This window comes from Pseudomonas sp. B1-22 (assembly GCF_050474425.1).
GTDB lineage: Bacteria > Pseudomonadota > Gammaproteobacteria > Pseudomonadales > Pseudomonadaceae > Pseudomonas.
Genome location: NZ_JBCHVH010000002.1, coordinates 518,340 through 533,248, shown reverse-complemented (window position 1 = coordinate 533,248; position 14,909 = coordinate 518,340). Strand labels below are relative to the sequence as shown.

General features: G+C 65.2%; 16 protein-coding genes. 8 read left to right on the top strand and 8 right to left on the bottom strand.

Annotated features, from left to right (window positions below):
• The 3 genes from rlmD (at window position 1) to mazG (ending at window position 4,530) form a co-directional block, all read left to right on the top strand.
• Window positions 1–1,353, top strand: a complete 1,353-nt coding sequence (gene rlmD, locus ACQ5BL_RS09310; RefSeq protein WP_243808927.1) for a 23S rRNA (uracil(1939)-C(5))-methyltransferase RlmD — start codon at window positions 1–3, stop codon at window positions 1,351–1,353.
• Window positions 1,354–1,445: 92 nt separating this feature from the next.
• Window positions 1,446–3,704, top strand: a complete 2,259-nt coding sequence (gene relA, locus ACQ5BL_RS09305) for a GTP diphosphokinase (RefSeq protein WP_207885378.1) — start codon at window positions 1,446–1,448, stop codon at window positions 3,702–3,704.
• The gene (gene mazG / locus ACQ5BL_RS09300) at window positions 3,697–4,530 is read left to right on the top strand and encodes a nucleoside triphosphate pyrophosphohydrolase (RefSeq protein ID WP_207885377.1); all 834 of its coding nucleotides are present in this window, start codon (window positions 3,697–3,699) and stop codon (window positions 4,528–4,530) included. Before relA ends, mazG begins: the two co-directional genes overlap by 8 nt.
• Before the next feature lie 149 nt (window positions 4,531–4,679).
• On the opposite strand, the gene ACQ5BL_RS09295 is transcribed toward mazG, so the two are convergent.
• Complete coding sequence (locus tag ACQ5BL_RS09295; protein WP_243808928.1) at window positions 4,680–5,612, bottom strand: aspartyl/asparaginyl beta-hydroxylase domain-containing protein; 933 nt, start codon at window positions 5,610–5,612, stop codon at window positions 4,680–4,682.
• 150 nt (window positions 5,613–5,762) lie between these two features.
• On the opposite strand from ACQ5BL_RS09295, the gene ACQ5BL_RS09290 reads away from it, so the two are divergent.
• The gene (locus ACQ5BL_RS09290) at window positions 5,763–6,302 is read left to right on the top strand and encodes a DUF2058 domain-containing protein (RefSeq protein ID WP_243808929.1); all 540 of its coding nucleotides are present in this window, start codon (window positions 5,763–5,765) and stop codon (window positions 6,300–6,302) included.
• 17 nt (window positions 6,303–6,319) lie between these two features.
• Here ACQ5BL_RS09290 and ACQ5BL_RS09285 read toward each other — a convergent pair whose 3' ends face one another.
• Together ACQ5BL_RS09285 and ACQ5BL_RS09280 are read right to left on the bottom strand one after the other, a co-directional pair.
• Complete coding sequence (locus ACQ5BL_RS09285) at window positions 6,320–6,598, bottom strand: Rho-binding antiterminator (RefSeq protein WP_207885491.1); 279 nt, start codon at window positions 6,596–6,598, stop codon at window positions 6,320–6,322.
• A gap of 16 nt (window positions 6,599–6,614) precedes the next feature.
• Window positions 6,615–6,839 (bottom strand): thioredoxin family protein, encoded by a 225-nt coding sequence (locus tag ACQ5BL_RS09280; protein ID WP_243808930.1) that lies wholly within the window; start codon window positions 6,837–6,839, stop codon window positions 6,615–6,617.
• Between the two features lie 114 nt (window positions 6,840–6,953).
• On the opposite strand from ACQ5BL_RS09280, the gene ACQ5BL_RS09275 reads away from it, so the two are divergent.
• On the top strand, window positions 6,954–7,523 hold the full coding sequence (locus ACQ5BL_RS09275) for a MarR family winged helix-turn-helix transcriptional regulator (RefSeq protein WP_243808931.1): 570 nt from the start codon (window positions 6,954–6,956) through the stop codon (window positions 7,521–7,523).
• A 66-nt stretch (window positions 7,524–7,589) separates the two neighbouring features.
• Here ACQ5BL_RS09275 and ACQ5BL_RS09270 read toward each other — a convergent pair whose 3' ends face one another.
• The 4 genes from ACQ5BL_RS09270 to ACQ5BL_RS09255 all read right to left on the bottom strand — a co-directional run bounded on the left by ACQ5BL_RS09270 (window position 7,590) and on the right by ACQ5BL_RS09255 (window position 11,338).
• Window positions 7,590–8,867, bottom strand: a complete 1,278-nt coding sequence (locus tag ACQ5BL_RS09270; protein WP_243808932.1) for an outer membrane protein transport protein — start codon at window positions 8,865–8,867, stop codon at window positions 7,590–7,592.
• Between the two features lie 187 nt (window positions 8,868–9,054).
• A complete protein-coding gene (locus ACQ5BL_RS09265) occupies window positions 9,055–9,534 on the bottom strand; it encodes a hypothetical protein (RefSeq protein WP_207885371.1) in 480 nt (159 codons plus the stop codon).
• 181 nt (window positions 9,535–9,715) lie between these two features.
• Window positions 9,716–10,369: a tetratricopeptide repeat protein gene (locus ACQ5BL_RS09260; protein WP_243808933.1), complete on the bottom strand. Its 654-nt coding sequence runs from the start codon at window positions 10,367–10,369 to the stop codon at window positions 9,716–9,718.
• Window positions 10,370–10,483: 114 nt separating this feature from the next.
• Window positions 10,484–11,338, bottom strand: coding sequence for a sulfurtransferase (locus ACQ5BL_RS09255; RefSeq protein ID WP_243808934.1), 855 nt, complete (start codon window positions 11,336–11,338; stop codon window positions 10,484–10,486).
• Window positions 11,339–11,425: 87 nt separating this feature from the next.
• Here ACQ5BL_RS09255 and ACQ5BL_RS09250 point away from each other — a divergent pair, with 87 nt between their 5' ends.
• A complete protein-coding gene (locus tag ACQ5BL_RS09250; protein WP_243808935.1) occupies window positions 11,426–12,220 on the top strand; it encodes a lysophospholipid acyltransferase family protein in 795 nt (264 codons plus the stop codon).
• A 4-nt stretch (window positions 12,221–12,224) separates the two neighbouring features.
• Here the strand turns inward: ACQ5BL_RS09250 and ACQ5BL_RS09245 are convergent, their stop codons facing one another.
• The gene (locus ACQ5BL_RS09245) at window positions 12,225–13,286 is read right to left on the bottom strand and encodes an SMP-30/gluconolactonase/LRE family protein (protein WP_243808936.1); all 1,062 of its coding nucleotides are present in this window, start codon (window positions 13,284–13,286) and stop codon (window positions 12,225–12,227) included.
• 138 nt (window positions 13,287–13,424) lie between these two features.
• Here ACQ5BL_RS09245 and rnd point away from each other — a divergent pair, with 138 nt between their 5' ends.
• The gene (rnd, locus tag ACQ5BL_RS09240; protein ID WP_243808937.1) at window positions 13,425–14,558 is read left to right on the top strand and encodes a ribonuclease D; all 1,134 of its coding nucleotides are present in this window, start codon (window positions 13,425–13,427) and stop codon (window positions 14,556–14,558) included.
• 15 nt (window positions 14,559–14,573) lie between these two features.
• Window positions 14,574–14,867 carry a YcgL domain-containing protein gene (locus tag ACQ5BL_RS09235; protein WP_207885365.1) on the top strand — a complete coding sequence of 98 codons (294 nt, stop codon included), beginning with the start codon at window positions 14,574–14,576 and terminating at the stop codon, window positions 14,865–14,867.
• Window positions 14,868–14,909 lie beyond the last annotated feature (42 nt).

The window sequence follows — 14,909 nt, the reverse complement described above, 5'->3', positions numbered from 1 at the left end:
ATGGCCAAGCAGAGATCCGGCCTGCGTTTCCAGCCCAGCGGCGGAGCGCGGGGCCCCGCGGTACCGGTGGGCAAGAAGCAGCGCCTGAACATCGAGCGCCTGGCCCATGACGGCCGCGGCATTGCCCATCAGGATGGCCATACCTGGTTCGTTGCCGGCGCGTTGCCGGGCGAGGCGGTGGAAGCCCGCGTGCTTGCCGCGCGCAGCAAGGTGGTGGAGGCGCGCTGCGAGCGCGTGTTCACGGCCGCCGATAATCGTCGCAATCCACCCTGTCCGGTCGCCGGCACTTGCGGTGGCTGCAGCCTGCAGCATCTGCCTCATGCCGACCAGCTGGCGCTCAAGCAGCGCACCCTCGCCGAGCAATTGGAGCGCTTCGCCGGCCTGACTCCGCAGGAGTGGGCCGCGCCGCTGGTGGGGCCGGAATTCGGCTACCGCCGCCGTGCTCGCCTCGCCGTACGCTGGGACGTCAAGGCCAAGCGTCTGGAAGTCGGTTTCCGCGCCGCCGCCAGCCAGGCCATCGTCGCGTTCGACGACTGCCTGGTGCTGGTGCCCGAACTGCAATCGCTGGCCCGCGAGTTGCCGGAGCTGCTGCGCGGCTTTGCCAAACCGCAGGCCCTCGGCCACGTCGAGCTGTTCCAGGGCACTGCCAGCGCACTGCTGCTGCGGCATATCGAACCTTTGTCCGATGGCGACCTGGCACGACTGCTGGAATTCTGTTCGGCACGCGATGTGCAATTGTGGTTGCAGGGCGACGGAGAACTGACGCCGCATGCCGGGAACGCCGACCTCGGCTTCCGGCTCGATACCTGGAACCTGACCCTGGCCTACCGTCCCGGCGACTTCGTGCAAGTGAACGCGCCGGTCAACGAGGCGATGGTCGTCCAGGCATTGGACTGGCTCAAGCCCACGGCCGACGAGCGCGTGCTGGACCTGTTCTGCGGCCTGGGAAACTTCGCCCTGCCGCTGGCGCGCCAGGTGCGCGAAGTGGTTGGAGTGGAAGGCGTGCAGGCGATGGTCGAACGCGCCGCGGCCAATGCCCGGACCAATGGCCTTGCCAATACCCGGTTCCACCAGGCGGACCTTTCGAAACCGCTTGCCGGCGCCCCCTGGGCGGCGGAGGATTTCACCGCTGTGCTGCTCGACCCTCCGCGCGACGGAGCCTTCGAGGCGGCACGGGAAATGCGTTCATTGGGCGCCGAGCGGGTACTTTATGTGTCCTGCAACCCGGCGACCCTGGCGCGCGATGCAGGCGAACTGGCCCGACAGGGCTATCGGCTGAAGCGCGCCGGCATCCTCGACATGTTCCCGCAGACGGCGCATGTGGAGGCGATGGCTTTGTTCGAGGCGAGCTAGGACGGCTCGCGCAATCCGACCGGCCCAGGCAAGAAGAAAGGCCGGCGCTGTGAGCGGTGCACCGTGGGGCACCGTGGGGAAGGGTAGACACGATGGTACAGGTGAGAGCGCACCAGCCGGTCAACACTGACGGCAGCATCAACCTCGAGGCCTGGCTGGACCATGTCCAGACCCTGGTCCCGCTACTGGATCGCAAGGTCCTGCTGGACGCCTGCGAATTCGCCCGCGAGGTCGAAAACAAGGCAACCAGCAAGGCGGACAACTCCTGGGCGGACGGCACCTCCAGCTTCCAGACGGGCCTGGAGATCGCCGAGATCCTGGCGGACCTCAAGCTCGACCAGGAATCCCTGGTCGCCGCGGTGATCTACCGTGGCGTACGCGAGGGCAAGGTCAAGCTGGAAGAGGTCCAGCAGCGCTTCGGCTCGGTGGTCGCCAAGCTGATCGAAGGCGTGCTGCGCATGGCTGCGATCAGCACCAGCCTCAATCCCCGGCAGTCGCTGGTGCTCGGCACCCAGGCGCAGATCGAGAACCTGCGCAAGATGCTGGTGGCGATGGTCGACGACGTACGCGTCGCGTTGATCAAGCTGGCCGAGCGCACCTGCGCCATCCGCGCGGTGAAGAACGGCGACGATGAAAAGCGCATGCGCGTCGCCCGCGAGGTGTTCGACATCTACGCGCCGCTGGCTCACCGCCTGGGGATCGGCCACATCAAGTGGGAGCTGGAGGACCTGTCCTTCCGCTACCTGGAACCCGACCAGTACAAGCAGATCGCCAAGCTGCTGCACGAGCGCCGGCTGGACCGCGAGCAGTACATCGCCACCGTGATGCAGCAGCTCAAGGACGCCCTGGCCGCTACCGGCATCAAGGCCGACCTCTCCGGCCGCGCCAAGCACATCTATTCCATCTGGCGGAAGATGCAGCGCAAGGGCCTGGACTTCAGCCAGATCTACGACGTGCGCGCCGTGCGCGTGCTGGTGCCGGAAATGCGCGACTGCTACACCGCGCTGGGCATCGTGCACACCCTCTGGCGGCACATCCCCAAGGAATTCGACGACTACATCGCCAACCCCAAGGAAAACGGCTACCGCTCGCTGCACACCGCGGTGATCGGTCCCGAGGGCAAGGTGCTGGAAGTGCAGATCCGCACCCACGCCATGCACGAGGAAGCCGAGCTGGGCGTGTGCGCGCACTGGCGCTACAAGGGCACCGACGTCAAGGCCAGCTCCAACCACTACGAAGAGAAGATTTCCTGGCTGCGCCAGGTGCTGGAGTGGCACGAGGAACTGGGCGACATCGGCGGACTGGCCGAACAGCTGCGGGTGGATATCGAGCCCGACCGGGTCTACGTCTTCACTCCCGACGGCCATGCCATCGACCTGCCCAAGGGCGCGACCCCGCTGGACTTCGCCTACCGCGTGCACACCGAGGTCGGCCACAACTGCCGTGGCGCCAAGATCAACGGCCGCATCGTGCCGCTGAACTACAGCCTGCAGACCGGCGAGCAGGTGGAAATCATCACCGGCAAGCAGAGCGGGCCGAGCCGTGACTGGCTGAACCAGAACCTGGGCTACGTCACCACCTCGCGGGCGCGGGCGAAGATCGTCCATTGGTTCAAGCTGCAGGCGCGCGACCAGAACGTCGCCGCCGGCAAGGCCATGCTCGAACGCGAGCTGGGCCGTCTGGCGCTGCCGCCGGTGGACTTCGAGAAGCTCGCCGAGAAGGCCAACTACAAGACCGGCGAAGACCTCTTCGCCGCCCTGGGCGCCGGCGACCTGCGCCTGGCCCACGTGGTCAGCTATGCGCAGCAGCTGGTGGAGCCCGAGCGCGGCACCGAGCAACTCGAACTCATCCCGCGCAAGCCGAGCAAGATCGGCCATGGCAAGCGCGGCGACATCCAGATCCAGGGCGTCGGCAATCTGCTCACGCAGATGGCCGGCTGCTGCCAGCCGCTGCCGGGCGACCCGATCGTCGGCTATATCACCCTCGGCCGCGGCGTCACCATCCACCGCCAGGACTGCGCCACCGCGCTGCAACTGACTGGCCGCGAGCCGGAGCGGATCATCCAGGTCAGCTGGGGACCGGTGCCGGTCAGCACCTATCCGGTGGATATCGTCATCCGCGCCTACGATCGCTCAGGCCTGCTGCGCGACGTCTCCCAGGTGCTGCTCAACGAGCGCATCAACGTCCTGGCGGTCAACACCCGCTCGGACAAGGAAGACAACACCGCGGTCATGCGCCTGACCATCGAGATTCCGGGTCTTGACGCACTGGGCCGCCTGCTGGCGCGGGTCTCCCAGCTGCCCAACATCATCGAGGCGCGCCGCGACCGCGCGGGTGGCAAGGATGTATAAGCTCGACGACCTGCTGCACCTGATGGCCCGTCTGCGCGACCCGCAGCACGGTTGCCCGTGGGACCTGAAGCAGAGCTACGCGACCATCGTTCCCTACACCCTCGAAGAAGCCTACGAAGTTGCCGACGCCATCGAGCGCGGCGACTTCGATCACCTGCGCGAGGAACTGGGCGACCTGCTGTTCCAGGTCGTCTACTACGCACAGCTGGCTCGGGAGGAGGGGCGCTTCGAATTCGACGCGGTGGTCGATGGCATCACCACAAAGCTGATCCGTCGCCACCCCCACGTGTTCCCCGACGGCGATCTCTACGGCAAGCCGGACAAGGCAAAGCTTGAGGAAGCCGCAGTCAAGCAGCGCTGGGAAGAGCTCAAGGCCGAGGAGCGCGCCGCCAAGGCCGCCGAGCCGGTGCAGCTGTCCCTGCTGGACGACGTGCCTCACGCCCTGCCGGCGCTGAGCCGCGCCAACAAGCTGCAGAAGCGTGCTTCCCAGGTCGGCTTCGACTGGGCTGACGCCCTGCCGGTGGTGGACAAGGTCCGCGAGGAGCTGGACGAGGTGCTCGAAGCCATGGCCGGCGGCGACACCGAGGCCCAGGCAGAAGAGGTGGGCGACCTGTTGTTCGTGGTGGTCAACCTGGCGCGCAAGCTCAAGGTCGACCCGGAAACCGCCCTGCGTGCGGCCAACGCCAAGTTCGAGCGGCGTTTCCGCTACATCGAGACGGCCTTGCGTGACCAGGGGCGTAGCCTCGAAGACAGCAGCCTGGAAGAAATGGACGAACTCTGGGGTGCTGCCAAGCGCGACGAGAAGAACCCGCTCAGCTGTGGATAAATTCTCCCGGCCATGAAAAAGCCCCGCAATCGCGGGGCTTTTTTGTTCTTCGTAGGACCGAGGGGGACGCCCAGTCCTTGCTCGCGAACCGCTTGATGCCGGCGCTGCCGGAAACTCTGTTCGCGAGCAAGCTCGCTCCTACAGGTATCTCAGCCGAACAGCCAGCGCAGCAGCCACACCAGCAGGATCACCGCCAGCACCGGCCGGCCGATGCGGTAGGCCTTCGGATAGCGGCGCTTGAATACTTTCACCTTGCTGCCCGCGGCATCGCCCAGGTGGATCAGCACCGAATAGGCCTGGTTGATGCCACCGACGCGCTCGCCGTCGACGTTCTGCGGCGCGGTCGCGCGACCGAGGAAGGCGCTGACGCGGCGGTTGATGCGGGTCAGCAGCGACGACTTGAGCGGGCGCTCGATATCGCAGAAGAGGATCAGGCGGGACTCGTCGGTCTCGTTCTTCACCCAGTGCACGAAGGTTTCGTCGAACATCACGTCCTGACCGTCGCGCCAGGCGTAGGGCTGGCCGTCGACGAAGATGCGGCACGCCTCGGAGTTCGGCGTGGCCAGGCCAAGGTGATAGCGCAAGGAGCCTGCGTACGGATCGCGGTGCTTGTTCAGGTGGCTGCGCGGCGGCAGGCGGGTGAACATTGCGCCCTTGACGTTGGGGATGCTGCTTACCAGCTCCACGGTCTTCGGGCAGAGCTGTTGGGCGGAGGGCAGGGGGCCGTCGTACCAGGTCAGGTAGAAGCGGGTCCAGCCCTTCTTGAAGAAGGAGCCGAAGCCGGCTTCGTTATTGTTCAGGGCGTCGCGGATGTAGCCCTCGTCGAAGAGCTTCTCGGCTTCTTCGCGGATCATTTGCCAGTTGTCGCGCAGCTTGTCGAGCTCGGGGAAGCGCTCGCGGTCCAGGTAGGGCTTGGACGGTACGCTGGAGTTCAGGTACATCAGCGAGTTGTACGGGGCGAACCAGGCGGAGTGGTTCACGACCTGGCGCAGGAGGGGCAGTCGCACCTTGCCGCGCAGATGCACGTAGAGGATGGCGATGAGGAATATGGCAAGGATCGCGAGAACGATGAGCTTGATCATATGGGCCCTGAATGAGTGAAATCGAGCTGGGCACTTGCGCAGCGCACGCACAGGCCCGAGGATTATACCCCCTGTGGGCGCGAGCGCGGGCCGTTGTGCCACCAGGAAATCTGTCCCGCGTCAATCAAGGACTGTCGAGAGTCTTATCGAATGAGCATGTCGTTACGTGACCAGCTGATGAAAGCCGGGCTGGTCAGCGAGAAGCAGGCCAAGCAGGCCGGCAAGCAGAAGCAGAAGCAGCAACGCCTGGAGCATAAGGGCCAGGTGGAGAAGGATGACAGCCAGCGTCAGGCCGCCCTGCAGGCGCAAGCCGAGAAGCAGGCCCGTGATGCCGAGCTGAATCGCCAGCAGCAGGAAAAGGCTGACAAAAAAGCCAGAACTGCCCAGATCAAGCAACTGATCGAAAGCACCCGTCTTCCGAAGCTGGATACCGAGGACTACTACAATTTCGTCGACGCGAAGAAGGTCAAGCGCATTGCGGTCAATGACCTGATCCGTGACAAGCTCAGTCGTGGCAGTCTGGCCATCGTCAGCTATGACGGCCGCTACGAAATCGTCCCCCGTGATGCCGCGCTGCGCATCCAGGAGCGCGACGAGCGTCGCATCGTGCTGCTCAACGAGCCCAGTGGCGAGCCGGACGAGGACGATCCGTACAAGGATTACGTGGTGCCCGACGACCTCATGTGGTGAGGTCGTCCGGCCGGACTTCAGGCCGGGCTCAAGACCACCCTGGCGAAGCGCGCCTCCGCCGCCAGCGGCGTGATGGCGTGCAGGCGATCCAGCCGGAGCTCCCGGCTGGCATCGTCCACCCGCACTTCCAGATACTCTTCCACCTCGCCTGCCGTCGTACGCTGCGTATGCGTGGTGAAGGCCTGGGCGTCGAAAACCAGGCCGTCGCGCAGTTCGATGCGTAGCCAATAGCGGTGCAGGCAGGCGATCTCCAGGTAATCATGGAGATCGCAGTGCAGCGGCCGGTAGGCATCCATGTCGTTGGGCATGCCTTTACTTCAGGTCGGCGATGGCGGCACCGAAGTTCAGGTGCAGCACCTGGCCATCGACCACCAGGGCGGGCACGGACTTGACCCCGGCGGCCTCGGCTTCGGCAATGCGCGGCAACTGCTCGCCCAGGTGCACCACTTCAACTTCCCGGTTCAGCAATGGCAGCAGCGTGCGTTCGGCTTCGACGCAGACGGGGCAGCCGGCATGGTAGTAAACGGCTTTGCTCATGTTCCTTCTCCTGATTGATTAAGTATCGAATCGATACCGTTTCAGTCTGCAGTTGAAAATGACCTTCTGTCAAACTGGTTTTTGATCGATACTATCTATCGGAGGGATCAGCCCATGACCGATACGACCCTGTACGACTACCTCGAACGCATCGCCAGCCTGATGCGCGCCTGGGCCCGCGAGCAGCCGCTGATGGCCGAGTTGCAGCCGATCCAGCTGAGCGCGCTGAACTACCTGGCGCGCTGCAACCGCTATTCGAATACGCCTTTGGCGGTCACGGATTTCCTTGGGTTGACCAAGGGCACGGTGTCGCAGTCACTCAAGGCGCTGGAGGCCAAGGGGCTGATCTGCAAGCGCCCGGATGCGCAGGACCGTCGCAGCGTGCATCTGGAGCTGACGGATGCGGGGCGGGAGCTGATCGGGGCGCTGGTGCCACCGGCTTTCCTGAGTCGCGCGGAAGACGCCTTGGGCGAACGGAGCGAACTGCTGGTCTCGCTGCTGCGCGAACTGCTGACGACCATCCAGCGCCAGGAGGACGTGCCCGGCTTCGGCCTGTGTCGCACCTGTCGTTTCCACCAGAGGCTGGACGACGGCGCGCTCTGCGGGTTGACCAGGGAGCGGCTGGAAACGCGCGAAGGCGAGCTGATCTGCCGCGAGCACGCGGAGCCTGACCAGGCGGCATGACAGAAGCCGCGGGCATGAAAAAGCCGGGCAGATGCCCGGCTTTTTCATGCCACGTCGGTGACGCTATCAGAAGCGATAGGTCATCTGTGCGGTCAGGCCGTGGGCGCTGTTGTCGTACTTGGCGCTGTAGGCAGGCTGCAGTTCCACGCCAGCCAGGCTCTCGCCGTTTTGCTGGTTCACGCCGGCGGTGGATTCCCACAGGTAGGCGTAGGCGAAGTCGAAGGTCATGTCGGCGTTCGGCGAGTAACCGGCACCCAGGGTGAAGATCTTGCGATCGCCCACCGGGATACGCACGTTGCGGTGGTCGTTGGTGGTCGGCGACGGGTCGTAGGCGAAACCGGTACGCAGCACCCACTGGTCGTTGTACTGGTAGGACGTACCGATGGCGGCCGACCAGGTGTCATGCCAGCTCAGGTCTTCGCCGATGGTGGCGAAGTTCGGCAGCGGCGGGTTCTCGTTCTGCACCTCGATGGATTGCAGACGGCTCCAGCGCGTCCAGGTGGTGCCACCGTAGACGGTCCAGCGGTCGTCCAGCTTCTGGGTGATCGACAGGTCCACGGACTCGGGCAGGGTGATGTCCAGGCTGGCATCCATACGCCTGTCGAACAGGCCCATGGGGGAGCCGGATACGGTGGTGTGACCTTCGAGCTCGTACTTGACCTTGGAGTGGTAGGTCGCGCCCAGGGAGGTCATCTCGGTCGGGGTGAACAGCACGCCGACGTTAAAGCCAGCGGCGGTGTCGTCGCCCTTGATACTGATCTCGGTGTCATCCTTGGCGCCAAGCAGGCCCTTGGTGGCCAGGTTGTTCTCCAGCTTGCCGTCGATACGGTTGAAGGTCGGACCGAAGCCGACGGACACCATGTCGTTGAACTTGTAGCTGATGGTCGGCTGGACGGTGATCACCTGGACCTTGCTGTAGGAACCGTGGTAACGGCCCTGGAAGCTGCCTTCGTAGTCGTTGATGATGCCGTAGGGGACGTAGATGCCCAGGCCGACGCTGACCTTGTCGTCCAGCGGGGTGGCAATGTAGCCGAAGGGTACGGCCGCCAGCGGAACGGAGTCACCCTTGTTGGTGCCGGTGGCAGCGCTGTGGGCCTGGCTGATGTCGTCCTTGGCATCGACGATGGCGAGACCGCCACTGATTTCGGTGCGCTTGAGCTTGGAAATGCCGGCCGGGTTGCCGTAGATGGTGCTGGCGTCGAGTGCGGAGGAGGCGCGACCGGCATAAGCGGTACCGGCGCCACTGGCGCTTTGCTCGTTGATTGCGATGCCGTTGGCCAGAGCCTGGGCAGAGGCGGCGCTAATGGTCAGTGCGAGCGTGGTTTTGAGCCATGTTGTTTTCATTGTAAGAGCAACTCCTGTGTATACCGGCGCGCAAGCTATCAAGATTCCCAGGTCTTGGGTAGTGTCCGTAAAGCGCTCTAGTTTGGGCTTCAGCGCTCAAACAAGCGTTCTATCGGCATGCTTGCCGTTCGTCGCTGTTGATGAAAAATATATGACCAATCGGTCAGTTTGGGACTTCTCGCTCCGCTCAGGCTACCTGGCTGAGATTTCCGACGTAGCTGTGCCAGGCGTCGACGAAATCGTGCAGGCGTCCGTGGGGATGGAAAACCCGACGCCAGACCCGGGCCAGGCCCAGGGGATCGTCGGCATGGGGCAGGGGGATGCGTTCGGCCTCGACCATCATCCAGGCGATGGCGGTGCTGTAGCGCAGGTTCACCGTGAGTTCCAGGTGGGGGGCGTCGAGGAAAGCGTGCTGACTGGCCAGCCCGCGAACCCGGCTGGCCAACTCCGGGTCGCAGGCCAGATAGCAGTCCCAGAGGGTCTGGTGACGGCTTTCACCGATGCGGTACAGCCCATGGCCATGGCTGTCGCCCAGCGCACTCCCCAGCGCCGATTGACAGGCTGCTGCCCCCAGCAGCAGTGCTTCCGCCGCGACACTATGCCGTCCCAGATAGAGCAGGGTAGGCCGGATTACGTAGTGGCACAGGTCGTTGGCGGCAATTCCCATGACATCCTCGTCCTCGGTGACCGGCGGGGCGGGGCGACTTGGCAGCTTCTAGTGATTTTCCTGGCCCCGCCGGAAGCGGACTTAGCCGCTCGATTTGAAGTGTAGTGCGATAATTGTGCTGTAAAGGCCTGTTTTTAAATTGTTTTGATGGCGCAGGAATAATCCATATTCCGTCCGGAAATTAGATGCTCGCCGGCAACTCGGGCATTGCCTCGAGTTTTTCCTCGGCTTCTTCATGCCCCTGGTCGGCGGCGCGCTGGTACCAGAGGCGGGCCTGGGCGGGGTTCTTCGCTACCCCGCGGCCCTTGGCATAACCCTCGGCCACGGCGAACTGCGCATCCACGTCGCCCTGCTCCGCGGAACGTTTGTAAAGCGCAAAGGCCTTCTTGTAGCTGCGGGTCACCCCGGTGCCGTTCTCGTACATGATCGCCAGGTTGTATTCGGCGTCCTTGTCATCCTGAGCGACCGCCTTCTGGTACCAGAACACGGCCTTCTCGGCGCTCTGCTCCACACCGTCGCCGCTGTCGTAGGCGTTGCCCAGGTTGTACTGAGCGCAGGCGTGTCCCTGTTCGGCTGCCTTCTGGTACCAGTACGCGGCCTGTTCGTAGTTCTGCTCGAACTCGTCGCTGCCGGCGTCGTACTCCAGGCCGAGGCTGTACTGGGCGGTAGCGTGGCCGGCGTTGGCCGCGGCCACCAACTCGTCGCCGTAGAGGTCGGACCATTGGTCGGTAATGGCGCAGGGTGTGGCTTCCAGCGTGGCGGCCTGGAGCGGCGTGGCAACCCACAGGCACAGCAGCGCGCTGGCGAGCAGAGTGTGACGAAGGCGGGTGGGCATGGGTTCACTCCTTTGAAAAATGGGCACGAGTCTGACGTATGCCCGGTTACCTATCCATCGGAAGACACGCGCCCGGTGTGGCGTGCCTTCCGTTTTTGCCGGTGCGGCGGGCGATCAGTCGCCCTTGGCCACCGGACGTTTCGCATCGGTGATCCATTCGCTCCAGGAGCCAGCGTACAGGCGCCCCACGGGATAGCCGGCCAGGCTCATGGCGAACAGGTTGTGGCAGGCGGTGACGCCGGAGCCGCAGTAGGCCACCAGGTCTTGCGCCGGGCGGCCGCGCAGCAGGCTGGCGAAGCGCTGGTGCAGATGTTCCGGGCGCAGGAAGCGGCCGTCGCTCCCTAGGTTATCGGTGAAGGCCGCGCACTGGGCGCCGGGGATGTGGCCGGCGACCGGGTCGATGGGTTCGACCTCGCCACGGAAGCGCGGCAGGCCGCGGGCATCCACCAGCGGCAGGTCGGACTCTCCCAGGCGCTTTCCGAGGGTGTCGGCGTCGATCAGCAGGCTGTTGTCCGGCTTGCCCTGAAAATCGCCGGGGCGTACGGGCGTCTCCGCGGTGGTCAGGCGCTGGCCGGCGGCGCGCCAGGCGCCGAGGCCGCCGTCGAGCAGGTAGACACCCTCCCGTTTGCCCAGCCACAGCAGCAGCCACCAGGCGCGGGCAGCGAAGGCACCGGGGCCGTCGTCGTAGAGCACCACTTCGCTTTCCGCATTCAGGCCCCAGGTGCGCAGGCGCTCCAGCAGTTGCTGCGGATCGGGCAGCGGGTGGCGGCCGGTCACGCCGGGAACGACGGGCGCGGACAGGTCCTTGTTGAGGTCGGCGAAGTGGGCGCCGGGAATGTGGTTTTCCTGATAGCTGCGCGCCCCGTAGCCGGGAGCGTCGAGGGAGAAGCGGCAGTCGAGCAGGACAAGATTCGGGTCATCGAGGCGGGCGGCCAGTTGCTCGGGGGTGAGCAGGCGGGCGTGGGTCATGGGCGCATTCCTGTGTCGTGACGGGGCTTGGGCGCATCATAAGGCTTGTATCGCGAACAAGTTACTGTCGGTGGGGAAATGGCGAACATGCTCAACCTGCAATCGGAGCCGCGCAAGGCCGGCCCGCTGCGCGTCGCCCTGGTGGGCCTCGCGACCGTCCTGATCACCCTGGGCTACAGCGTCCGTGTGCTGGCGCTCGGCGCCGTCGGCCGGCTGCGCCGCAGCAAGGTCGATGGCTTCACCCGCGACTGGTCAGGCAGCCTCCTGCGCCTGACCGGCGCACGCCTGAGCCGACACGGCGAGGTGCCGGACTTCGGCGATGGCCGCCGCTACATGATCCTCTGCACTCATTCCAGCTTCTATGACATCCCGGCGATCTTCGTGACCATGCCCGGCTCGATCCGCATGCTGGCGAAGAAGGAGCTGTTTGCGGTGCCGATCTGGGGCGCGGCGATGCGGGCGGCGGAGTTCCCCTCCATCGACCGGCACAACCGCCACCAGGCCTTGGCTGACCTGGCCAGGGCGCGGGAAATGATGGAAAGCGGCATCGTGCTGTGGGCTGCGCCCGAGGGCACGCGCTCCAAGGACGGCAAGCTGCAGCCGTTCAAGAAAGGCTGCTTCCGCCTGGCGCAGCAGACCGATGCGGTCATAGTCCCGGTGGCGATCCGTGGCATCCAGAAACTGCTGCCGGCCGGCGGTCTGAAGCTGAACCTGGGGATGCCGGTGGAAGTGCACGTCGGCGCACCGATCGATTCCACCCAGTTTGCCGAGGACGGCGTGGAGGCCCTGATGGCCGAGGTGCGCGGGCGCATGCAGGAACTGCTGGAGCCGTCCGCCGAGCCCGCCCCGGCGACTGCTCGCAAGGAGCAGACGCCGGCCTGAGGCGTTACTGGAGCTGGAGACGCCCGATACGGTCGTTCTCCAGGCTGCCCAGGTAGAGCGCGCCATTTACCGGCTTGGCCGAAGTGACCATGCGCAGGTGCTGGCCGCTGGTGTCGTGCAGGCTGCGGACGATCTCGCCATTCTCGTTCACCTGGATCACCAGGCCGTAGGGCACCGGCTTGGGCAGGAAGGCGCGTGGCAGCTTGGTCAGCTGGCGCTTGAGCCAGGGCAATTGCTGGATCAGGTCGGCGTCGGCCTTGCGCGGCGAGGGCAGGGCGACCCAGAAGGTGCCCTTGCGGTCGCTGGCGAGGTTGTCCGGCAGCCCCGGCAGGTTGTCGATGAATACCTCGTGCTGCCCGGCTTTCTCGCCCTTGAGCCAGTAACGGGTGATGCGGTAGCGATAGGTTTCGTTGACCAGCACGAAGTCCTCGTTCTGCGACAGCGCCACGCCGTTGGCGAAATACAGGTCCTTGAGCAGCGTCTCGGTCCTGCCAGTAGCCGGGTCATAGCGCAGCAGGCGGCCGTGGGGGCGGGCTTCGAGCAGATCGAGCAGGTAGTCCGGCTGGTGGAAACGGCTGGATGCGTCGCTGAAATAGATGCGCCCGTCGCTGGCAATGTCCAGGTCGTCGGTGAAGGCGAACGGAATGCCGTCAGCGGAATCGCTCAGCACGCGGATCTTCCCTTGTGGATCGACCTCCAGCAGGCCCTTCCAGGCGTCGGCGACGATCAGGTCTCCGGCTTTATCGAACGCCAGCCCCAGCGGCCGGCCCCCGGTTTCGACGAAGGTTTGCGCCTTGCCGTCCGCGCCGATGCGCACGATGCGGCCGTCCGCCAGGCCGGCGAAGAGGCGACCCTGGCTGTCCACCGCGGTGTCTTCCGGCCCGACTATCTGCCCCTGGGCGATCAGCTCGGCCTTCATCAGCGTGTCGTTGGGTTCCATCACGCCGGTCATCGGCGGGGCCTTGGGCGGTATCCAGGCCAGCGGATCGATGGGGCTGGGGGTGAATGCCAGGTAGACGGCCAGGGCGGCGACCAGCAGGACGACCAGCCCGAGAAGCTTCTTCATGGGGAGTTGCCTTGTTGTTGTTATGGGGCGGGCCCAGCCTAGTCGCTGCGCGTGACAGTCGACAGCCGATGGCCGAGTGGAATGCTCGCACATCATGCATCTCTATATAATGCGCGCACCGAAACGAAGGAGATGTTCGTGACCGCTCTCGATATTCAGTGGATTCGCGACGATGCCAGCCTGGCGCACAAGTGCCAGGACTGGAAAGAACTGCCGTACCTCGCGCTCGATACCGAGTTCATGCGTGTCGATACCTTCTACCCCGGAGCCGGCCTGGTGCAGGTAGGCGACGGCACTGGCGTGTGGCTGATCGACCCGCTGCTGATCCGCGACTGGTCGCCGTTCGCCGCCGTGCTGGAGTCACCGCTGGTGGTCAAGGTCTTCCATGCCTGCGGCGAGGACCTGGAAGTCTTCCAGCGCCTGACCGGCAGTCTGCCGCTACCGCTGTTCGACACCCAGCTGGCCGCCGCCTACCTGGGTATGCCGCACTCGATGGGCTACTCCAAGCTGGTGCTGGAGATCCTCGGGATCGACCTGCCCAAGGACGAAACCCGCTCCGACTGGCTGCAGCGCCCGCTGACCGAGATGCAGGTCCGTTACGCCGCCGAGGACGTACAGCATCTGGCCGAGGTCTATGTGAAGCTGGCGCCGCGCCTGAGCGACGAGAAACTGCAGTGGCTGCTGGCCGACGGTGCGGACCTGGCCGCCAACCAGACCCGCGTCAGCGATCCGCAGGACGCCTACCTCGACGTGAAGCTGGCGTGGAAGCTCAATCCGCAGCAGCTGGCCGTGCTGCGCGAGCTGTGCGCCTGGCGTGAGGAACAGGCGCGGTTGCGCAACAAGCCGCGCAACCACGTGCTGCGCGAGCACACCCTCTGGCCGCTGGCGCGTTTCCAGCCCGCCGACAAGGTGGCCCTGGCACGCATCGACGACATGCACCCGCGCACCGTGCGCCAGGATGGCGATACCCTGATCGCACTGATCGCCCACGCGGCGAAGCTGCCGGAGGCTGATCGCCCCGGGACGCTGCCCGAACCGCTGCCGCGCGAAGTCACGCCGCTGCTCAAGCAACTGCGCGAAGTCGGCCAGAGGGAGGCCGAGCGCCTCAACATGGCCCCCGAGCTGATGCTGCGCAAGAAGGTCCTCGAAGCGCTGCTCAAGACCGGCTGGCCAAACGGCCCCTACCAACTGCCCGAATCGCTGCAGGGCTGGCGCCGCGAGCTGATGGGCCAGGCCCTGCTGGACTGCCTCGCCGTCCAGACCCACGAATAACGCGGAAGACACGCCATGAAACGCATCTGCTCCATCTACAAGAGTCCGCGCAAGAACGAGATGTACCTGTACGTCGACAAGCGCGAGGCGCTGACCCGCGTCCCCGAAGGGCTGATCGCCGCGTTCGGCCCGCCGCAGCACACCTTCGACCTGGTGCTCAGCCCGGAACGCCAGCTGGCCCGCGAGGACATCAACAAGGTCCTGGAGAACATCGAGAAGCAGGGCTACCACCTGCAGATGCCGCCGGGCGAAGAAGAGTACATCGAGCACCTGCCCGAGGAGCTGCTGCGGATGAACGATCCGCTCTGACGCCTTGCCGTAGAGCAATTCCCTGCAAGCCGCGGGCGGGTA

What these genes read in the sequence shown, in the direction of transcription:
- ACQ5BL_RS09285 (WP_207885491.1), bottom strand. Translation starts at nt 6,598, where the DNA reads ATGGATGCCTACCGGCCGCTGCACTGCGATCTCCATGATTACCTGGAG.
- ACQ5BL_RS09295 (WP_243808928.1), bottom strand. Translation starts at nt 5,612, where the DNA reads ATGATCAAGCTCATCGTTCTCGCGATCCTTGCCATATTCCTCATCGCC.
- ACQ5BL_RS09265 (WP_207885371.1), bottom strand. Translation starts at nt 9,534, where the DNA reads ATGGGAATTGCCGCCAACGACCTGTGCCACTACGTAATCCGGCCTACC.
- rlmD (WP_243808927.1), top strand. Translation starts at nt 1, where the DNA reads ATGGCCAAGCAGAGATCCGGCCTGCGTTTCCAGCCCAGCGGCGGAGCG.
- ACQ5BL_RS09260 (WP_243808933.1), bottom strand. Translation starts at nt 10,369, where the DNA reads ATGCCCACCCGCCTTCGTCACACTCTGCTCGCCAGCGCGCTGCTGTGC.
- ACQ5BL_RS09275 (WP_243808931.1), top strand. Translation starts at nt 6,954, where the DNA reads ATGACCGATACGACCCTGTACGACTACCTCGAACGCATCGCCAGCCTG.
- mazG (WP_207885377.1), top strand. Translation starts at nt 3,697, where the DNA reads ATGTATAAGCTCGACGACCTGCTGCACCTGATGGCCCGTCTGCGCGAC.
- ACQ5BL_RS09235 (WP_207885365.1), top strand. Translation starts at nt 14,574, where the DNA reads ATGAAACGCATCTGCTCCATCTACAAGAGTCCGCGCAAGAACGAGATG.
- relA (WP_207885378.1), top strand. Translation starts at nt 1,446, where the DNA reads ATGGTACAGGTGAGAGCGCACCAGCCGGTCAACACTGACGGCAGCATC.
- ACQ5BL_RS09250 (WP_243808935.1), top strand. Translation starts at nt 11,426, where the DNA reads ATGCTCAACCTGCAATCGGAGCCGCGCAAGGCCGGCCCGCTGCGCGTC.
- ACQ5BL_RS09280 (WP_243808930.1), bottom strand. Translation starts at nt 6,839, where the DNA reads ATGAGCAAAGCCGTTTACTACCATGCCGGCTGCCCCGTCTGCGTCGAA.
- ACQ5BL_RS09290 (WP_243808929.1), top strand. Translation starts at nt 5,763, where the DNA reads ATGAGCATGTCGTTACGTGACCAGCTGATGAAAGCCGGGCTGGTCAGC.
- ACQ5BL_RS09270 (WP_243808932.1), bottom strand. Translation starts at nt 8,867, where the DNA reads ATGAAAACAACATGGCTCAAAACCACGCTCGCACTGACCATTAGCGCC.
- ACQ5BL_RS09255 (WP_243808934.1), bottom strand. Translation starts at nt 11,338, where the DNA reads ATGACCCACGCCCGCCTGCTCACCCCCGAGCAACTGGCCGCCCGCCTC.
- ACQ5BL_RS09245 (WP_243808936.1), bottom strand. Translation starts at nt 13,286, where the DNA reads ATGAAGAAGCTTCTCGGGCTGGTCGTCCTGCTGGTCGCCGCCCTGGCC.